A 21,207-nucleotide genomic window follows, 5' to 3' on the forward strand; every position below is an offset into this window, starting at 1 on the left:
TCCTTATATCCTGAATTCAGCAATTATTTCTGGTTCTATTGAAAAATTCTAATCTCTGTAAGGGTTATCCTGATTCATGATTGCTGGTATCGTTATCGGCAACGATTGCATAAAAAAATATACTAAATCCACTTGAAGGTACGGTGGAACTTGTTAGACTTGTATGCCAAATTAGGCGAAAGAACTAATTTCTGCCTCTAGTTGGGTGGCAAATTAAGGCATCGCCTCATATTTAAATTACTATTGATGTTAGGTCTATGAAAAAAATTTTGTTTTGCTTGTCTGTGGTTATTGCAGGTGTTACTCTTCATGCGCAGATCAAAAAATTACCTGTAGTAACGGCTCCTACATTCAGAAAAGATACAGTTAACATTGTAAAATTTGGTGCGAAAGGCGATGGCGTAACTCTGAACACGAAAAGTATCAATGACGCAATCACAGCCATTAATAATAAGGGTGGTGGAGTTGTTGTTATACCTACTGGCATGTGGGTTACCGGGCCTGTAGAGCTCAAAAGCAACGTAAACCTGCACCTTCAGAAAAATGCAGTACTCCAGTTTACTGAAGATAAAAGTCAGTATGACTTGGTAGCTGGCAATTGGGAAGGCATACCTCAAATGCGTAATCAATCACCTATTTGGGCTACTAAGGCTATTAATATTGCTATAACTGGCAATGGCATTATAGATGGTGCCGGTGATGTATGGCGCATGTTGAAAAAAGATAAGCAAACTGAGACTCAATGGAAAAAGCTAATAGCGTCAGGCGGTGTGCTGAGTGAGGATCAAAAAAGCTGGTATCCTTCAGAAGTATTCAGAAAAGCTTCTCAAATGAAGAATCCTGGAGCGATCACTCCAGATAAGACCCCTGAATTTTATAAAGGGATCAAAGATTTCCTGCGTCCTAATCTGGTGGTGCTTACGCAGTGTAAAAACATTTTGTTGGAAGGAGTAACTTTCCAGAACTCTCCGGCTTGGTGTCTGCATCCATTGATGAGCGAAAACATTACCATCCGTAATGTATATGCAAAAAATCCATGGTATGCACAGAACGGTGATGGTATTGACCTGGAAAGTTGTAAAAATGTTTTGATTGAAAGCAGCACATTCGATGTGGGTGATGATGGTATTTGTATTAAATCCGGTCGTGATGAAGCCGGTCGTCAAAGAGGCATGCCTACAGAAAATGTAATTGTACGCAACTGCATTGTGTATCATGCACATGGTGGATTTGTGATTGGCTCAGAGATGAGTGGTGGTGCGAAGAACATTTGGGTAGATGATTGTACCTTTATTGGTACAGACATTGGCCTTCGCTTTAAAACAACCCGTGGCCGGGGTGGTGTGGTTGAGAATATCTATATCAATAATATAACAATGAAAGATATTCCTGGTGAAGCTATCCTCTTTGATATGTATTATGCTGCTCAGGATCCTATTGTTCTGGCAGGCGAAAGAAGAGAACCTCCAAAAGTTGAAACCTTGCCCGTTACAGAAGGTACACCTCAATTCAGAAATATTTATGTGAATAATGTTGTGGCTAATGGAGCCGCTAAAGCCATCTTTGTAAGAGGCCTGCCTGAAATGAATGTGAAGAACATCGTTATGGAAAACATGATTTTACAGGCTGAAGAGGGGCTAGATATGACTGAAGGCTCTGGTATTTCCTTGCGAAATGTGAAATTGATCACAAAACAAACAAATCCTGTATTGAATATACATAACAGTAAAGACATTACCCTTGATAAAATTACATATAACGAAGGGGCTGAGTTGTTGCTGAATGTAAGTGGCGAGAAAAGTGGCGGAATTGTATTGAATGGTACAGATGTAAACAAAGCAAAAAAAGGGACAGAGTTTACATTTGGTGCAAAAGAAAATGCACTAAAAATGAAATAAAACTGATCGATTTCTAATTAGTCAATCCTCTACCCACAAAATGAAGAATAATAAACTAACAATGATGAAAAAAATAGGATTTCTGCTTTTAACGATTGCTGCGGGTTCTATGGCTATGGCTCAGACAATGGCCAAATCAATTAATGTGAAGCCAAAGTCTTATGCAGCTGAAATGGCAAAGACTGTAATGACGATCTGGAAGGACTCTATGTCTATGGCACCAGGCAGACCAGTGCGCTGGTCTTATGATCAGGGTGTTGTGTTGAAAGGCATTGAGGGCCTTTGGAAGAATACAGGTGATGTGACTTATTTTAATTACATCCAAAAAAGCATGGATCACTTTGTTCAGGAAGATGGAACGATTAGAACGTATAAGCCTGATGAATATAATATAGACCACGTGCTGTGCGGTCGTAATGTTTTGACACTGTATAAAGTAACCGGCAAGCAAAAATATCTGAAAGCAGTAAACCTGTTGCGTAGCCAGTTACGTTCTCATCCGCGCACAAATGAAGGTGGCTTCTGGCATAAAGAAGTTTATCCATACCAAATGTGGCTGGACGGTTTGTATATGGGTCAGCCATTTTATGCTGAATATGCTGCGACTTTCCATGAGGATACCGCTTTCAATGATATTACTAAGCAATTTGTTTTGATGGAGCGCAACAGCCGCGATCCTAAAACTGGTTTGTTGTATCATGGCTACGATGAGTCTAGACAGCAGCAATGGGCTGATAAAACAACAGGACGTTCTCCACATGTATGGGCACGTGCTTTAGGTTGGTATGGGATGGCAATGGTAGATGCACTTGAATGGTTCCCGGTCAATCATCCTGGTAGGGATTCAATTATTGCAATTTTGAACCGTTTTGCTGCAGCTATTACAAAGGTTCAGGATAAGAATGGCTTATGGTGGGATATTGTTGATCTTCCTGGAAAAGAAAAGAATTATTATGAAGCTTCTGCTTCCAGTATGTTGGTGTATACTTTAGCTAAAGGAGTACGCAATGGTTGGTTGCCACAGAAATATGCCGCAAATGCTCAAAAAGGATATGATGGCATCATCCGCCAGTTTATCAAAGTTGAAAATGGCCAGATGAACCTACATGGAACAGTAAGTGTATCCGGTTTAGGTGGCAAGCCATACCGTGACGGCAGCTTTGAATATTACATGAGTGAAAAAGTGATTGTAAACGATCCTAAAGGTGTTGGGGCTTTCTTAAAAGCAAGCAATGAGATTGAAATGATGCCAACAATGAAACTGGGGGCTGGTAAGACTGTATTGCTGGATCATTATTTCAATGGAGAAACTCAGAAAGATGCTTTTGGTAACAATGTTCCCTTCCATTACATATGGGAGGAAATGGACAACAATGGATATTCATTGTTCGGGCATGTATTTAATAAGTTTGGAGCAAAGACGAAGACACTTTATGAAGCTCCGACTGCTCAAAATCTGAAAGGTGCGGATCTTTTCATTATCGTTGATCCTGATACTAAAAAAGAAAAACCTGATCCAAAATTCATCCAGGAAAAAGATGCAGATGCTTTATACAACTGGGTGAAAGCCGGAGGCGTGTTGGCTTTGTTTGCAAATGATTCAAGTAATACAGAATTGGATCATTTCAACATCTTGGCTAAGAAGTTTGGCTTCCAGTTTAATAAAGATTTTCGTAATAAGGTGATCAATAACGATTATCCGATGGGAACATTTGATGTGCCTGCAGGACATTCCATTTTCAAAACTGCTAAGAATGTACACTTGAAAGAGATTTGCACCATTAATGCAAAAGCTCCTGTACAAGCCGTATTTACTGATAAGGGTGATGTGATCATGGCTGTTTCCAAAGTGGGTAAGGGAACCGTATTTGCGGTTGGTGATCCTTGGTTGTATAATGAATACACAGACGGTAGGAAACTTCCTGCTAAATATGAAAACTATAAAGCCATGGAAGATTTAGTACAATGGCTGTTGAAGCAATCTAAAAAATAAGAATCAGGAAGTGAGCTTGACAAACAACATGAAGTTTATACTTGCTGCAGGAATGACACTTTTCATTTCTGCAGCACTTTTTGCGCAAGATCCAATTGCCGACAATATGCTTGTATACCAACGTGTTATAGGTGGTTGGCCAAAACACATCAACGAAGTAAAGGTTGATTATACAAAGCAGTTGTCTGACCAGGAAAGGACTGCCATTACAGCGGATTCTCTAAGAAAGGATGCGACTTTAGATAATGGGGCAACAACAAAAGAAATACGTTATCTGTTGAAAGCCTTTAGTGAAACTGGTAATCAACTATACCTGGTTGCTGCCGAAAAGGGCATCTGTTATTTGCTGTCGATGCAACACAAGAATGGCGGATGGCCACAGTTTTATCCTGATTCCAGTTTATACAGAAGCCAGATCACATACAATGATAACGCCATGATCAATGCTATGAATGTTTTGTGGGATGTGGTGAACCGCACTAAAAATTTTGAGGCTGTTAGTTCTTCATTAATAGAACCTTCAGAAAAAGCTATTGCAAATGGTATTGACTGTATATTAAAAACGCAAATCAGGGTAGGTGGTAAACTAACAGCATGGTGTACACAATATGATAAGACAACCATGCAACCAGCTAAAGCAAGAGCCTTCGAACTGCCGTCTATCAGCAGTATGGAAAGCGGAATGATCCTTTCCTTTTTAATGAAGGTAAAAAATCCATCTCCGGAAATTAGGAATGCTATTACTAGTGCAATTCAATGGCTGGATGGTTCTAAGATAGAAGGCTACAATTCTGTCATTATTGAAGATACCAATCAGCCAAAAGGAAAAGACAGGATTTTAGTTTCGGAAACCGGGTCAATAGTTTGGGCCCGTTTTTATGATATTGATACCAACAAACCTATGTTCGTAGGAAGGGATGGGATCAAGAGATGGAACCTGGCTGAAATTGAAAATGAACGTCGTGTTGGCTATGGTTGGTATGGCACATGGCCAAAGGACTTATTGAAAAATGAATATCCTAAATGGCGTGCAGCTAATATGAATTAAAGCTTTTAAAAGCTTAGATACAATTGGCTTGACTTAAAGAGAAATTATTATGACATTGTCTTCATACAATATTAAAAATATTATACCTGGTACTATTACAGTGCCTGATGAAGATATTTTTGAACTGCCGGAAAAAGTTTTACAATTCGGCACTGGTGTGTTTATGCGCGGAATGCCTGATTACATCATAGATAAGGCAAATCGGCAAGGTGTGTTTAATGGACGAATTGTAGTTGTAAAATCTACAAAGCAGGGCACTACCACAGATTTTAATAAACAAGATGGATTATATACGGTTTGTGTTCGTGGCATGTTAAATGGAGAGCTGATTGAAGAAAATGTTGTCAATTCATCTATCAGCCGTGTGTTGACTGCTTCCAAAGAATGGCCACAAATATTGGAATGTGCACACAATCAGGCTTTGCAGGTAGTTATATCCAATACAACGGAAGTCGGTATCCAATTGGTGCAGGAAGATATCCGTCAGCAGCCGCCGGTTTCATTTCCTGGAAAGTTGCTGGCATTTTTATATGAAAGATACCATGCCTTTAATGGAAGCGAGCGTAGTGGATTAGTAATCGTTCCTACGGAATTGATTTCCGATAATGGTAAAAAGTTAGAGTCGATTGTGCTGGAGCTTGCACATCTGAATGGTCTTGAAGATGATTTTATTGAGTGGTTAGAAACTTCTAATCGCTTTTGTAATTCACTGGTTGATTGTATGGTTCCTGGTAAACCTGATGCGGCTACACAAACAGCTATTGAAGAGGAGCTTGGATGTAAAGACCAGTTGATGGTTTTAGCTGAGGCATACAGATTATGGGCAATAGAAGGGGATGATTATGTACGTTCTGTACTTTCCTTTGCGAAAGCTGATGAAGGCGTGATTATTGAACCTGATATTGAGCTATATCGTGAGTTAAAATTGCGCCTGTTGAATGGTGCTCATACTCTTGGATGTGCCCCTGCTTTGCTGGCGGGTTACGAAACTGTAAATGAAGCAATGGCAGATGAAACATTTTCAGCTTTGATTTCTAATCTGTTACATACAGAACTGGTGCCAGCAATTCAGGATAATGTTAATAATGAAACAGCAAAAGCATTTGCAGCAAGCGTATTAGACCGCTTTCGTAATCCGTATATTCACTTCAATTGGAGTAAAGTAGCTTTGCAGTTTAGTACTAAGATGAAAGTTCGCTGTATGCCTGTACTACTACAACATTATAAGGTTCAAGAAGCTGTTCCAGAAGCTTTTTCACTTTGCTTAGCTGCCTATATCCAGTTTTTGAGAGGGATCAGGAAGAGTGATCATAAATATTATGCTAAATGGAATGGAAATGAATTTCTTTTTGAAGATGATATGGCTGCGGGGATTTATAAAAAATGCCAGGAGTTGAAACCGACAGAATTGGTGGAAAGTATTTTAGGTAACAATGGATTTTGGAGTGAGGACCTGAATTTATTACCAGGTTTCTATGCTTCAGTTTTAAATCATCTAAACTCTATTGAGCAATACGGTGTTAAAGAAGTCGTAAGGGCCTTGGTGGCTAAAAGAGAACTTGTGTAAATAAACTTAACCATAAAATATTAAACCCTTTAACATGAGTCACAAAATAGCTAAAGTTCATCCTGATGATAATGTACTTGTTGCATTAACTAACCTTGAAGAAGGAGAAACTGTAAGTTTTAATGGCAGCTCTTATACTCTTCCTGGTCGTGTTCCCGCAAAGCACAAGTTTGTAATTGATGAACTTCAACCAGGCGACAAGATTACCATGTATGGTGTTTTAGTAGGTAAAGCACAAACCGTGATTCCAAAAGGAGGGGTTATTACCACTTCGAATGTCAAGCATGCTGCTAACAGTTTTGAAGTCGGTGAAAGACATCTTTCCTGGAATATTCCAGATGTTTCCCGTTTCCAGGATAAGACTTTCCTGGGCTTTCACCGCGCTGATGGGAAGGTGGGCACTGCTAACTATTGGCTGGTTGTTCCAATGGTTTTTTGCGAGAATCATAACCTTGATGTATTGAAAGATGCATTGATGGAAGAACTTGGATACGCTAAACCACAGCAATACAAGGAATTTGCTAAGCAAGTTATACAAGCTTATAAAGAAGGAAAGGATATCGAGACCATTGAGTTTGCGCAACTGCAATCTGCACAGCATAAATCTAATGGAAAACCTTTTCCTAATGTGGATGGCATTAAGTTCTTATTACATGCTGGCGGCTGTGGAGGTACTCGCCAGGATGCTCAGGCATTATGTGGACTATTGGCTGGATATATCACGCATTCCAATGTAGCAGGCGCTACTGTTTTGAGCTTAGGTTGCCAGAATGCGCAGGTGCAGATGTTACAAGAAGAAATTCAGAAAAGAGACGGCAATTTCAGCAAACCACTTTATATTTTAGAACAACAAAAGATAGGAACAGAAGCCGAGATGATGTCATTGGCCATCAAACAAACAGTTGCTGGTTTGGCATATGCTAATACCTTTGAACGCAAACCTGCTCCTTTAAGCAAACTGACTATTGGTCTCGAATGCGGTGGATCTGATGGTTTTTCCGGAATTTCTGCAAATCCTGCTATTGGTTATTCTTCAGACTTGCTGGTATCTCTAGGTGGCACTGTTATCCTTTCTGAGTTTCCAGAGTTGTGTGGAGTAGAGCAAAACCTGAGCGACAGGTGTGTGAGTGTTGAAGTGGCCAATCGTTTTGGTCATTTGATGAGAGTATACAGCCAAAGAGCTGTTGAAGCGGGTTCTGGTTTTGATATGAATCCCTCTCCTGGCAATATCAAAGATGGCTTGATCACTGATGCCATCAAGTCAGCGGGCGCTGCTAAAAAAGGCGGCACTTCTCCGGTTATTGATGTATTGGATTATCCTGAATTGGTTACAAAACCTGGGTTGAATCTATTGTGTACTCCTGGTAATGATGTGGAAAGTACAACTGCAGAAGTAGGTTCAGGTGCCAATATTGTTTTGTTCACTACAGGTTTGGGAACACCGACCGGCAATCCAATTGCTCCTGTGTTGAAACTATCCAGTAATACTAATTTATTCAATAAGATGAACGATATCATCGATATCAATACTGGAACTATTATAGAAGGCAAAGAGACGATCGAAGAGGCCGGCGCACGCATTCTGGAACATGTAATTAAAGTGGCTAGTGGCGAAATCCAGGCAAAATCAGTAGCCAATGGCCAGGATGATTTTATTCCATGGAAGCGTGGTGTCTCATTATAGAATTGATAAATAAACGAAGTTCTTAAACAGTTGATTTAACAACAGCTTCGTCCCACGAAAAAGAATATTTCTTTGGGTACGAAGAAAAATAAAATCCTGCTCATCCGGGTTAACAGCGTTGTTTCCGCTCCTTAGGTGTCAGGTGTCTAAATTGCATTTTATGAAAAAATTTCTTGACGAAAATTTCCTGCTGCAAACAGCAACTGCTCAAAGACTCTATCATGAGTATGCTAAGCAAATGCCAATTATCGATTATCACTGTCATCTTCCTCCTGATCAAATTGCAGAAGATAAGACCTTCGAAAACCTGACACAGATCTGGTTGTATGGAGATCACTATAAATGGCGTGCAATGCGTACCAATGGTGTTGATGAAAGCTATTGCACCGGTAACAAGCCTGATTTTGAAAAATTCCAAAAATGGGCAGCTACCGTTCCTTATACTTTGCGTAATCCTTTATACCACTGGACACACTTAGAGTTACAGCGTTATTTTGATGTACACGATATCCTGAATGCAGATTCTGCAAAAAAGATTTACGATGAGTGTACTGCTAAATTGAAAACACCTGAATATTCTGTACGTGGTCTGCTGCGTAAAATGAATGTGAAAGTTGTTTGTACAACTGATGATCCAATTGATTCATTAGAGTACCACCAGAAAATAAAAGAGGATGGTTTTGAAACAAAGATACTTCCTGCATACCGTCCTGATAAAGCGATGAATGTTGATGATGCTGCTGGCTTTAACAGTTATGTTGCTAAGCTGGAAGCTGTAAGCAATACAAATATTGCATCTTTCAGTGATTACCTGGATGCATTGAAGCAACGTCATGATTTCTTTGCTTCTATGGGATGCTCGGTATCTGACCATGGGTTAGAGCAGATCTACGCAGAAGATTATACTGATGCAGAAATTGAAGCTGCTTTCAATAAGATCCGTTCTGGCAAAGAACTGACAAGAGAAGAGAATCTGAAGTTCAAATCTGCCATGTTGCAAATTTTTGCTGTATGGGATTGGGAAAAAGGCTGGGTACAACAATATCACTTGGGTGCATTACGCAACAATAACTCCCGTATGACGAGGCAACTGGGCCCTGATACAGGTTGGGATTCCATTGGCGATTTCTCTCAGGGTAGAGCAATTGCTAAATTCCTGGATAAGCTGGATACTAATAACCAATTGGCTAAAACAATATTGTATAACCTGAACCCAGCTGATAATGAATTGATGGCTACCATGATAGGTAACTTCAACGATGGTTCAGCTCCTGGCAAAATCCAGTATGGTTCCGGTTGGTGGTTCCTGGATCAGAAAGATGGTATGATCAAACAAATGAACGCTCTTTCTAACATGGGACTTTTAAGCCGGTTTGTAGGTATGCTTACTGATAGCCGCAGCTTCCTTTCTTATCCACGTCATGAGTATTTCCGTCGCATTTTGTGCAATCTTTTGGGAAGTGAAGTTGAAAATGGCGAATTGCCAAACGATATTGAGTGGATTGGTCAGGTGGTCAAGGATATCTGCTACAATAACGCCAGCAATTACTTCAACTGGAAGGATGTAGCTCAGCCAGCTAAGCTGCAGACGGTATAAGATAATGTTCTAAGGTTGGTAGTTTGTGGTTTGCCGGACAGCAAACCACAAACTTCAAACTAGAAGTTATCTTTGCCGCTATTTAATTTTTTATCTATTATGAAATTTATTAATGAACTGGCGGAGATCTTCGTAACAGAAGATGTGATACCAGAAAAGTACAGACTAGACGAAGTACACCAACGAGAGTACCTGTCTAATGGAGAAATGGTGGAGTGGACTGGCAAAGTTCACGAAGTTTATTCCCCTGTTTGCATCCGCACTGAAAACGGGCTGCAAAGAAAGTTGATTGGTACTTACCCGGTTTGTACAGAAAAGGAAGCATTGGCTGCACTGGATGCTGCCGTCGCAGCATATGATAATGGTCGCGGACAGTGGCCCACTATGTCTGTTGCTGATAGGATCAAGTGTGTAGAAGAGTTCACGCATAAAATGATCCAGCAAAAAGACATTGTAGTGAAACTGCTGATGTGGGAGATTGGAAAGTCGTATGCTGATTCAGTGAAGGAATTCGATCGCACAGTGGAATACATTTATGATACCATTGATGCGTTAAAAGATATAGACCGTCAATCTTCAGGATTTGAACAGGAGGGCGGAATTATAGCCCAAATTAGACGTTCACCTTTGGGTGTAGTGCTTTGTATGGGACCGTTCAACTACCCGTTGAATGAAACCTTTACTACGCTGATCCCTGCGATCATTATGGGCAATACCCTGCTCTTCAAACCTCCTAAGCATGGTACTTTATTACACTACCCATTGCTCAGAGCCTTCCAGGAATCTTTTCCTAAGGGAGTAGTAAACACTATCTATGGAAGGGGACACTCTATTGTGCCTGCGCTGATGCAATCAGGAAAGATTAATGTACTGACGCTAATTGGTTCCTCTAAAGTGGCAAATGAACTAAAAAAGCTGCATCCTAAAGTAAACCGTTTGCGTGCCATTTTAGGATTGGATGCTAAAAATGCAGCTATTATTACTCCTAGTGCAGATTTGAAGCTGGCGGTGCAGGAAACTGTTCTGGGGTCACTTTCTTTCAATGGGCAACGTTGTACCGCGCTTAAGATCATTTTTGTTCATAAAAGCATCGCAGAACAATTTATAGGGCAGCTTTCGGAAGCAATTTCTAAATTGAAGTATGGTATGCCATGGAATGAAGGCGTCATGCTGACTCCATTGCCGGAACCGCACAAGCCTGATTATTTGAAGGAGATCATTGAGGATGCCAAAGCACATGGTGCAAAAGTGATGAATGAGAATGGAGGTACTACTGTAGCTTCTTTTGTTTTTCCGGCTGTCATGTACCCGGTAAATAACAAGATGAAGCTATATCGTGAGGAGCAGTTCGGACCTGTGATTCCGGTAGTTCCTTATGAATCTTTAGAAGAACCGATTGAATATATTATCGATTCTACACACGGTCAGCAGGTTAGCATTTTTAGCAACGATGTGGAAGAGCTTTCTTCTTCAATCGATCCACTGGTAAACCAGGTAAGTCGTGTGAATATTAATAGTCAGTGTCAACGGGGACCCGATATTTTCCCTTTTACCGGTAGAAAAGATAGTGCAGAAGGAACGCTGTCGGTAGTGGATGCATTACGTGCTTTTTCTATCCGCTCACTGGTTGCAACTAAATTGAATGAAACGAACAAACAACTGATAAACGAAATTGTACATGGACATCATTCCAATTTTTTAAGCACCAAGTATATCTTCTAAACGTGGCGTACAAAGGATTTTAGAGTAATGAGTGATCAATAATGAGTATTACTATTCCTCACTCATTACTCATTTACTGCCAGTTTTCAGACGGATACTGCAAATAGCTCTAAGTGAAAAAAGTATTTTGTTTCGGAGAATTATTGTTTCGTATATCGCCTGCTGCAAATGAAGACATCGCAGACAACCCAATGATGTTGTATGTTGGTGGGGCAGAGGCAAATGTGGCAACAGCCTTGGCAGGGTGGAGTGTGCCAGTGAAGTATTGTACGGTTTTGCCAGACAACTTTATGTCAAGGCATATTCTGCACTATCTGGAATACAAGGGCATTTACACTTCTTCAATTCTATTCGCGGGTGATCGTGTTGGCGTTTATTACCTGGAACGTGGGGCTGATTTGAAAGGCAAGATGGCATATGATCGCGAGGGCTCCTCTTTCTCTCAAATAAAGAGAGGAATGATTGACTGGGATAAAGTACTGCAGGATGTTTGCTGGTTTGACTTTTCCGCTATCAGTCCTGCATTAAATGAAAATGTTGCAGATGTTTGTTTAGAAGCAGTGGAAGCTGCTGCCAAAAAAGGCATCACTATTTCCGTTGACCTGAATTATCGTTCACGTCTATGGAAATATGGAAAACAGCCAACAGACATTATGCCCCAGTTGGTGCAGCATTGCGATGTGGTGATGGGAAACATTTGGGCCGCTAATACCATGCTGGGGACTTCAATAGATGAGGATATCCACATCAATAAGGACAAGGAAAGATTCCTGGAACATGCAAAGAAAACATCCCTGGAAATCATTGACCATTTTCCAAAATGTAAAGTAGTTGCAAATACATTCCGCTTCGATAGTAATGCAAACGACATCTTGTACTATACCAGCTTGTTCATGAATGGACAACAATACAACTCAAAAGAGTTTAGTTGTCATGGTGTGATTGATCGATCAGGTAGTGGTGATTGCTTTATGGCCGGTTTAATCTATGGTTTGTATAATAATAAAGAGCCGCAGGAAATCATTGACTATGCTACTACTGCAGCATTTGGTAAACTGCAGGAGCAAGGCGATGCTACCGTTCAGGATGTGTTTACAATTTCCAGGAAAAGTAAAGCAAATAGTTAATCCTTTCAATCCAATAAACATAGCCCATTGGGCAGTAAAAAGAGAAATATGCAATTAAGTAAAAAAACGTATTCAGGATATCAGGAATATCCGGAAAAGGTACTTCAGTTTGGAGAGGGAAACTTCCTTCGCTGCTTTGTCGACTGGATGTTTCATGAATTGAACAAGAAAAATGGTTTTAATGGTTCTGTTGTTGTCGTTCAGCCAATCGATAAAGGCATGGTCAACATGTTGAATGAGCAGGATGGATTATATACTCTTTACCTGCGTGGTTTGAAAAACGGAAAAGCAGAAAGCTCACACGAAACCATTGATGTGATTAGCCGGGGTATTAATCCTTATGAAGATTTTCAGGCTTACCTGAAAACGTCTGAAAATCCTGAAATGCGTTATGTCATTTCTAATACAACTGAAGCAGGTATTAGTTATAATGAAAATGACAAACCTACTGATGCTCCGCCTGTTTCTTTCCCTGCTAAATTGGCTGTTTGGTTGCACAACAGGTATACAACTTTCAATGGAGATGCCTCTAAAGGTGTTCACATTATTCCGTGTGAGTTGATTGAAAAGAATGCCGACAATCTGAAAAAAGTTATTCTTCAATTAGCTGAGAAATGGGGTTATGAAGCAGGCTTTGTAAATTGGTTGAATTCTGCCTGTACTTTCAGTAATACTTTAGTTGACCGTATTGTTCCTGGCTATCCCAGAGAGCGTATTGCAGAGATCACTCAGGAATTAGGTTACGAGGACAAACAAGTGGTAGAAGGTGAACCTTTCCACCTGTGGGTAATAGAAGCTCCTGAACAATTGCAAAAAGAACTTCCTTTCCCATCAATCGGGCTGGATGTTTTATATGTGAAAGATGTAACACCTTACCGTACACGTAAAGTCCGCATTCTGAATGGAGCGCATACAACATTAGTTCCCGTTGCATATCTGTATGGTATCGATACAGTAAGAGAGTCAGTTGAACATCCTGTAGTAGGTAAATATCTCAAAGATGCTATTTTCGAAGAGATCATTCCTACACTGGACCTTCCAAAAGAAGAACTGGAGCAATTTGCCAATGAGGTTATCGATCGTTTCCGGAATCCATATATCAAGCATTTGCTGATGAGCATTTCGCTAAACTCCTGGTCTAAGTTTGAGACCCGCGTATTGCCTTCAATCCTGGAATACAAAAAGAGAAAAGGTTCAATACCCCAACATTTGGCATTCTCTCTGGCAGCTACTATTGCCTTCTATAAAGGAAAACGTGGTGAAGAAGCTATTGCTCTGAACGATGATGCAGCTGCTATGGAATTATTAAAGAGCGCATGGGCATCATCTGATGGCAGCGAGAAAGCTTTGAATGAGGTTGTGACGAAGGTTTTAGGTTATGAAAAAAATTGGAAAATGAACCTGAACGAAGTAGAAGGATTGAACGAAGCTGTAACCAAACACCTCGTGAATATTGAGGAATATGGCATGAAGAAGGCCATAGAAATGATTTAAGAAAATTTTGCATAAAGAAAAGGCTGTCTTAACGATTGTTTTATAATTGTCTGTAAAACATTTAATATCTTTCCGATAAGAAATTCACGCATACGTTTACAGGTTAAGACAGCCTTTTAAAATCAAATACAAACAGATTTCATGAAAGAATTGATAAAGATCCACTCCCGAGATAACGTGGTTATTGCTTTAAAACCTTTCAGTAAAGGAGATGTGATTGAAGTGGATGGAGCCAGCATTGAGTTGTTGGATGATATTGAGCGTGGTCATAAAATTGCGCTGACAGATATCCAGGAGGGAGCTGATATTCTAAAGTATGGCTATCCAATCGGGAAAGCTATTGCTTCTATTAAAACTGGCCAGCATGTTCACGTGCATAACGTAAAAACAAAGCTGGGTGAGGTTTTCGATTATAATTACAATCCTTCTTTTACAGAATTAACCCATCCAAAGCGTAATCTCACATTCCAGGGTTATCGTCGTAAGGATGGTCAGGTGGGTATTCGTAATGAAATCTGGATTGTACCAACAGTAGGTTGTGTGAATGGTATTGCCGAGCAAATCATTCGTGAATTCAAAGCTGAGGTTAATCCAACAGATATTGAAGGCATGGAAGTATTTAAGCACAATTATGGTTGTTCTCAATTGGGTGATGACCATGAGAATACCCGTAAAATGCTTTCTAACATCGCAAGCCATCCAAACGCAGGTGGAGTGTTAGTTTTAGGCTTAGGTTGTGAGAACAATAAGATTGATGAGTTTGAAGCAGGTTTAGGTGATTATGATAAGAGCAGGATCAAATTTCTGGCCAGTCAAAAGGCTAAGAATGAAGTTGAAGAAGCTGTTGCATTGTTGAAAGATATTTATGAAGAAGTTCGTAAAGACAAACGTGAGCCTGTACCCCTTTCTGAACTTAAAGTAGGTTTGAAATGTGGCGGCTCGGATGGTTTGTCAGGAATTACAGCCAACCCGTTGGTAGGTTATTTCTCTGACTTCTTAATAAGCCAGGGCGGGACAACTACATTGACAGAAGTTCCTGAAATGTTTGGTGCCGAAACTATCCTGATGGATCGTTGCATTTCTGAAGATGTTTTCCATAAAACAGTTAGCCTGATAAATGATTTCAAACAATACTTCATTGATCTGAAACAGCCAATTTATGAGAATCCTTCTCCGGGTAATAAGGCTGGTGGTATCACTACCCTGGAAGATAAATCACTGGGCTGCACTCAGAAGGGTGGAAATGCTGCGGTGATGGACGTATTGAAATACGGTGATCGTCTGAAAGTAAAGGGTTTGAATTTGTTGAGTGCTCCTGGTAATGACCTGGTATCTACAACAGCTTTGGGTGCCGCCGGTAGCCACATCGTATTGTTTACTACCGGGCGTGGTACTCCATTTGGTAGCTTTATCCCTACACTGAAGATATCTACCAATTCTGAGCTGGCTAAAAACAAGCCACACTGGATTGACTACAATGCAGGTCCTCTTGCTGAAGATAAAACATTTGATGAAGCTCTGGAAGAAATGATCGATAAGATCATTCGTGTTGCCAGCGGTGAAAAAGCAGGCCATGAAAAAGCTGGCTTCCGTGAGATCGCCATCTTCAAGAGTGGTGTGACGTTATAAGAATGAGCAATTATTAATAAGTATAAAAAAACCGAAGGCATCAACCTTCGGTTTTTTTATTGTGGTGAGATCTCATTAAGTGATCACTCATCACTCATATCTTCACTTTCACAACCAGCTTTTTGATCACACCTTCACCGATCATTGGCGCATGCACATCTTCGGGATAGAAAATTACAAATTGCCCGTCAGTCAATTGGAAGTACATGTCTGGCTGATCGTTGTAGAAAATCACATCTTTCTCTGTATTGAATTCGCCTTTGGGATCAACACATTTAGCACGAGGTTTCCAACCCATACCTTCTTTACCGCTGATGCAAACCTGGATGTCGATGTAGCTGTTGTGTGCTTCGAATTTAGCGTCTTCAGACTTTACGCCTTCTTTGGCAGATACCGAAGCATGAAGGTCTTTACCATCAATTTCATATTTACCAGACTCAATCGTGTTCAGGTCAATGCTTTTCAGATATTCAAACGCTTTGGCGAAGCGTGGATGCAGGCTTGTGTATTTGCCAGCATTTTCTAAAGTATCAATGATCATTTTATAAGTGTTTAATTTTTGAAGTAAGACTTTAGTTAAAAAGAAATCCGTCACAGCCAGTAGCCGGACGGATTTAATATTGCTTTCCCTTACTCCCCAAAGGGGATTGGGGTGTTATCTCTGAACACGTCCGGAAGCATCGCCTTTCATCAGGTCTTTAACCTCTGATAAAGTAGCGTGGTTCAAGTCGCCAGGAATGGTATGCTTTAATGCAGAAGCAGCTACGCCAAATTCTGCAGCATCGCCCATGCTCATATCTGTAGCAAGACCGAAGATGAAGCCGCTAGCGAAAGAGTCGCCGCTACCTACGCGGTCAACGATACGAACTTCATATTTTTTAGTTTGGTAGAACTCTTTGCCATCGTATACCAATGCACTCCAGCCATTATCAGATGCACTGTGGCTTTCGCGTAAAGTGGAAGCGATGTATTTGAAACCGAACTTCTCTTTCATTTGTTTGAAGACGCTTTTGTAACCATCAAGGTTCAATTCGCCTTTAGTGATGTCGGTGCCTTCTGATTTGAAGCCTAAGGTCGTTTCAGCATCTTCTTCATTACCGATACATACGTCAACGTATTGGCAAAGTTTAGTCATTACTTCTCTTGCTTTTTCCTTGCTCCACAATTTTTTGCGGTAGTTCAGATCAATTGAAGTAGTAATGCCTTTTGCTTTAGCGGCTTTCAATGCAGCTTCAGTAAGAGCAGCAGCTTTGTCGCTTAATGCAGGAGTGATACCTGTGGTATGGAACCATGAAGCACCTTCGAAGATTTTATCCCAATCAAATTCAGCAGCATCAACATCTGCAATAGAAGCACCAGCACGGTCATAGACAACCTGAGATGCACGCATAGAAGCTCCGGTTTCGAGGAAGTAAATACCGAGCCTGTCACCGCCACGAGCAACAAACTGAGTGTCTACACCATAACGGCGGAGGTGGTTGATAGCTGCCTGACCAATTGCATTGGTAGGAACCTTAGAAACGAATACACCGTTCAATCCGTAATTGGTAACGGCTACGGCAACGTTGGCTTCACCGCCACCGTAAGTAACATCAAAGCTGTCGCTTTGTACGAAACGTTCAAAACCTGGAGTAGATAAGCGTAACATAATCTCTCCAAGTGTAACAACTTTCTTAGACATAGTGCAGTACTGAAATTTGATTAATAATGATAACGTTCCGAAGGAACTTTATCAGCTGTTAAGTAATAATGTGGGCAAATATCAATAATAAATGATTAGCGGACACTGATTATAAGCTATTTTACATAAAAAAGTTACGGTAACGATTGCGTAATAAATCATTGCTGGGTCTGGAGTTGCCTGGTTTTAAATTGAGAGTTGGGTACAGTAGTGGCTGTGTAAAGCTGCCGATAACGTCTGATGTAAATAAAGACGAAATGCTACTGAATTACTGGTTCGAATTGACCATAAGGAAGGGGCAAATGGTTTCGTATAGCAAAAAAATAAGACTAGTAGGTGTTATTGTACTGGAAACACATTGGCTGAAGTTCGCATCCGGTAACGATTGCGTAAAAAAAATGTGAATGTAGGTTTTATGTCAATGTTCAACATTAGTAAGGTTTGTATCTTCATCGGCCTAAAACCTTAAAACTTTTTATATTTCATTATTAAACATTTAAACTGATATGAGTTTGACAACTACAAATGTGACAGATAAGAAGTCGGAAATTTTACAGTTAACGATCCAACAAGGTGTTCTTCCTTTATATTTTAATAAGGATGAAGAAGTAAGTATTAGTGTTTTGAGAGCTCTGTATGAAGCTGGAATCAGAACTGTAGAATACACCAACCGTGGTGAAGCAGCTTTGAATAACTTTAAGGCTATGCGTAAGGTTTGTGACACTGAATTGAAAGGCATGTACTTGGGTATTGGTACTATTAAAAACCGTGAACAAGCACAGGCATTTGTTGATGCAGGAGCGGATTACCTGATTAGCCCGGGCCTTGTTGAAGATGCTGCAGAAGTAGCTGATAAAAACAATTTGCTGTGGGTACCGGGTTGTATGACTCCCACAGAAATTATCAAAGCTGAAAATATGGGTGCAAAGCTGATTAAAATCTTCCCTGGAAATATTGTTGGCCCTGGCTTTGTAAGTGCTATTAAAGAATTATTCAGTGGATTGAAGTTCATTATCACTGGTGGAGTGGAACCTGAAGAAACTAATTTGAGAGGTTGGTTCAATGCAGGTGCAGCAGCCGTAGGTATGGGTAGCAAGTTGATTACGAAACAGATTTTAGAAAATAAAGAGTATTCTAAGATTACTGCTCTTACACAAGAGTCTTTGAAGCTTATTGACCAGGTAAGAAAATAATTGCTTGCCCCTATTGCAGGCCATAAATTAAAATTCAATGCAAACACAATTAAAAGAGCCGAAGGTTGCCTCTTTCGGATCATCTACGGAAAAAATCAGTAAATTCAGATGGTCTATCTGTGGCTTACTGTTTTTTGCTACTACTATCAACTATCTGGACAGGCAGGTGCTTTCTCTAACCTGGAAGGATTTCCTTGTGCCGGAGTTCCATTGGACAGATAGTGATTATGGAACAATCACTGCTTTGTTTTCTATTTTTTATGCTATATCCATGTTATTCGCTGGTCGTTTTGTTGACTGGATGGATACAAAAAAAGGATTTCTGTGGGCAATTGGCGTATGGAGTATAGGTGCCATTATACATGCATTCTGTGGAATTGCAACATCAGGCATTCTTACCGGGAACTGGTTTGTAGGTTTTGCGGGAGCCAAAGAATCAATCCATGCAATAGATAATACAACCCTTGTTATTTCAACAAGTGTAAGTCTTTTTATTTTTGCCCGCTTTGTATTGGCACTTGGTGAAGCCGGAAACTTTCCTGCGGCCATTAAAGCTACTGCTGAATACTTTCCCAAAAAGGACAGGGCGCTTTCTACGAGTATTTTTAATGCAGGTGCAACTGTTGGAGCACTAGCGGCTCCTGTAACCATTCCATTCATTGCTGCAGCGTGGGGGTGGGAAATGGCATTTATCCTTATTGGCGCACTTGGTTTTATTTGGATGGCCTTTTGGGTCTTTATGTATCGCAAACCAGAAACTCATCCAAGAGTTAATAAGGCCGAACTGGAGTATATTCAACAAGATATTGTGACACATGAACAGGTATCTGAGCCTGTAATAGCAACGTCTGCCAAGAAAATTTCTTTCGGTCAGTGCTTCAAATACAAGCAAACCTGGGCTTTTGCATTTGGCAAGTTCATGACTGATGGCGTATGGTGGTTCTATCTTTTCTGGACACCTGCTTATCTGAAGGATATATACAAGATGGATGCAACACAAAGTGCATTGCCTTTATTTGTACTGTATATGATCACTTTATTATCGATCATTGGGGGATGGCTTCCATCTTACTTTGTAGATAAGAAAGGCATGAATCCATATGAAGGAAGAATGAAAGCAATGTTGATCTTTGCGTTCTTCCCGCTATTAGCCTTACTTGCACAGCCTTTAGGCCAATTTAGTTATTGGATGCCAGTATTGATCATCGGTATTGCTGGTGCTGCTCACCAGGCATGGTCAGCAAATATTTTCTCTACTATTGGAGATATGTTTCCGAAAAGTGCAATTGCAACAGTTACTGGTATTGGAGGAATGGCAGGTGGTGTAGGTTCCTTTTTGATCAATAAAGGATCGGGTGTATTGTTTACTCATGCCGGTGAAACACAGATGCAGTTTATGGGTTTCCAAGGTAAAGAAGCCGGATATTTCATAATCTTTTCTATTTGTGCGGTGGGTTATTTGATTGGATGGGTTGTAATGAAATCACTTGTACCGAAATATAAGCCAATTACTGACCTCTAAGCACAAGCAAAAGCTATTCACTTTTTAAAATAAAAAGCCGGAACTAAGCACTTTGCTTTATATCCGGCTTTTTTGTGATTACAAACTTTCAATGATGAATAAGTTTATATGGATAACTCTTTGCATAATCGCCATTGAATTTATTCATCATTTGTAATTACATTCGCAACTTGCAAATTAAAAACCTACTCTAATTATTCATCAAACAACTACAACTGCTATATGAATTCTCTGAACATAGCTGACTACCTTGTCTTTATTGTTTATTTTGTTATTGTAGCTTCTTATGGCTACTGGGTGTACAACAAAAAGAAAAAAGCCGTTACCGACACCCACGACTTCTTTTTGGCCGAGGGTTCGCTGACCTGGTGGGCCATCGGGGCCTCCATGATCGCCTCCAACATCTCGGCCGAACAGTTCATCGGCATGAGTGGCGATGGCTTCTTTGTGGGTACCGCCGTGGCGGCCTATGAGTGGATCGCTGCCCTGGCCCTGATCATCATCGCCATCTGGTTCATGCCCATCTACCTCAAGAACAAGATCATGACCATGCCCCAGTTCCTCACCAACCGCTACAACTCTGCGGTGGCACTGATCATGGCCATCTTTTGGTTGTTCCTCTATGTCTTTGTCAACCTCACCTCCATTTTGTACCTGGGGGCGGTGGCCATCAACGGACTGCTGGGGGGTGAGTACCTGCACACCATCATGATCTTTTTGTCCATTGTGGCCCTCATCATCACCCTGGGGGGCATGAAGGTGATCGGCTATACGGATGTGATCCAGGTCGCCGTGCTCATCATCGGGGGGCTGGCCACCACCTATATGGCCCTTTCCATTGTGGGGGAAAAGTTAGGGATGGGCGCCTCGGCCCTGGCCGGTTTCCAGGCCCTGATGAAGGACTCCCCCGAGCACTTCAAGATGATTTTGGAAAAGCCCCATGCCGGTTCTTCGAACCTGGACATCCAAAAATATGTGGTGCTGCCCGGCATTGCCATGTACTTTGCCGGCCAGTGGATTGTGAATCTGAACTACTGGGGCTGTAACCAGTA

At 40.7% G+C, this 21,207-nt stretch carries 15 protein-coding genes; 13 read left to right on the plus strand and 2 right to left on the minus strand.

Features of this window, described 5'->3' with window-relative positions; translation table 11 throughout:
* The first annotated feature begins 257 nt into the window (after positions 1–257).
* From OCK74_RS06535 to OCK74_RS06580, 10 genes are all read left to right on the plus strand, one after another.
* Positions 258–1,898, plus strand: a complete 1,641-nt coding sequence (locus OCK74_RS06535; protein ID WP_279296208.1) for a glycoside hydrolase family 28 protein — start codon at positions 258–260, stop codon at positions 1,896–1,898.
* Positions 1,899–1,959: 61 nt separating this feature from the next.
* Entirely contained in the window at positions 1,960–3,891 is a 1,932-nt protein-coding gene (locus tag OCK74_RS06540) for a glycoside hydrolase family 88/105 protein (protein WP_279296209.1), read from the plus strand.
* A gap of 28 nt (positions 3,892–3,919) precedes the next feature.
* Positions 3,920–4,939: a pectate lyase gene (gene pelA, locus OCK74_RS06545; RefSeq protein ID WP_279296210.1), complete on the plus strand. Its 1,020-nt coding sequence runs from the start codon at positions 3,920–3,922 to the stop codon at positions 4,937–4,939.
* 49 nt (positions 4,940–4,988) lie between these two features.
* Positions 4,989–6,506, plus strand: coding sequence for a tagaturonate reductase (locus OCK74_RS06550; RefSeq protein WP_279296211.1), 1,518 nt, complete (start codon positions 4,989–4,991; stop codon positions 6,504–6,506).
* Positions 6,507–6,540: 34 nt separating this feature from the next.
* On the plus strand, positions 6,541–8,190 hold the full coding sequence (locus OCK74_RS06555) for a UxaA family hydrolase (RefSeq protein ID WP_279296212.1): 1,650 nt from the start codon (positions 6,541–6,543) through the stop codon (positions 8,188–8,190).
* A 160-nt stretch (positions 8,191–8,350) separates the two neighbouring features.
* Positions 8,351–9,787, plus strand: coding sequence for a glucuronate isomerase (gene uxaC, locus OCK74_RS06560; protein ID WP_279296213.1), 1,437 nt, complete (start codon positions 8,351–8,353; stop codon positions 9,785–9,787).
* 99 nt (positions 9,788–9,886) lie between these two features.
* The gene (locus OCK74_RS06565) at positions 9,887–11,509 is read left to right on the plus strand and encodes an NADP-dependent glyceraldehyde-3-phosphate dehydrogenase (RefSeq protein ID WP_279296214.1); all 1,623 of its coding nucleotides are present in this window, start codon (positions 9,887–9,889) and stop codon (positions 11,507–11,509) included.
* Positions 11,510–11,622: 113 nt separating this feature from the next.
* On the plus strand, positions 11,623–12,636 hold the full coding sequence (locus tag OCK74_RS06570) for a sugar kinase (protein ID WP_279296215.1): 1,014 nt from the start codon (positions 11,623–11,625) through the stop codon (positions 12,634–12,636).
* 48 nt (positions 12,637–12,684) lie between these two features.
* Positions 12,685–14,130: a tagaturonate reductase gene (locus OCK74_RS06575; protein ID WP_279296216.1), complete on the plus strand. Its 1,446-nt coding sequence runs from the start codon at positions 12,685–12,687 to the stop codon at positions 14,128–14,130.
* Between the two features lie 141 nt (positions 14,131–14,271).
* The gene (locus OCK74_RS06580; RefSeq protein ID WP_279296217.1) at positions 14,272–15,759 is read left to right on the plus strand and encodes a UxaA family hydrolase; all 1,488 of its coding nucleotides are present in this window, start codon (positions 14,272–14,274) and stop codon (positions 15,757–15,759) included.
* Positions 15,760–15,853: 94 nt separating this feature from the next.
* On the opposite strand, the gene OCK74_RS06585 is transcribed toward OCK74_RS06580, so the two are convergent.
* Positions 15,854–16,300: a NanQ anomerase/TabA/YiaL family protein gene (locus OCK74_RS06585; RefSeq protein WP_279296218.1), complete on the minus strand. Its 447-nt coding sequence runs from the start codon at positions 16,298–16,300 to the stop codon at positions 15,854–15,856.
* 114 nt (positions 16,301–16,414) lie between these two features.
* Complete coding sequence (locus tag OCK74_RS06590) at positions 16,415–17,440, minus strand: PfkB family carbohydrate kinase (protein WP_279296219.1); 1,026 nt, start codon at positions 17,438–17,440, stop codon at positions 16,415–16,417.
* A 506-nt stretch (positions 17,441–17,946) separates the two neighbouring features.
* Here OCK74_RS06590 and OCK74_RS06595 point away from each other — a divergent pair.
* The 3 genes from OCK74_RS06595 to OCK74_RS06605 all read left to right on the plus strand — a co-directional run.
* Entirely contained in the window at positions 17,947–18,633 is a 687-nt protein-coding gene (locus tag OCK74_RS06595; RefSeq protein WP_279296220.1) for a bifunctional 4-hydroxy-2-oxoglutarate aldolase/2-dehydro-3-deoxy-phosphogluconate aldolase, read from the plus strand.
* A gap of 37 nt (positions 18,634–18,670) precedes the next feature.
* On the plus strand, positions 18,671–20,155 hold the full coding sequence (locus OCK74_RS06600; RefSeq protein ID WP_279296221.1) for an MFS transporter: 1,485 nt from the start codon (positions 18,671–18,673) through the stop codon (positions 20,153–20,155).
* A gap of 222 nt (positions 20,156–20,377) precedes the next feature.
* On the plus strand, positions 20,378–21,207 hold an 830-nt coding region (locus OCK74_RS06605), incomplete at its 3' end, for a sodium:solute symporter family transporter (protein WP_423803136.1).

Origin of the sequence: Paraflavisolibacter caeni (genome assembly GCF_025628885.1) — a bacterium.
Classification (GTDB): Bacteria; Bacteroidota; Bacteroidia; order Chitinophagales; family Chitinophagaceae; genus Flavisolibacter; species Flavisolibacter caeni.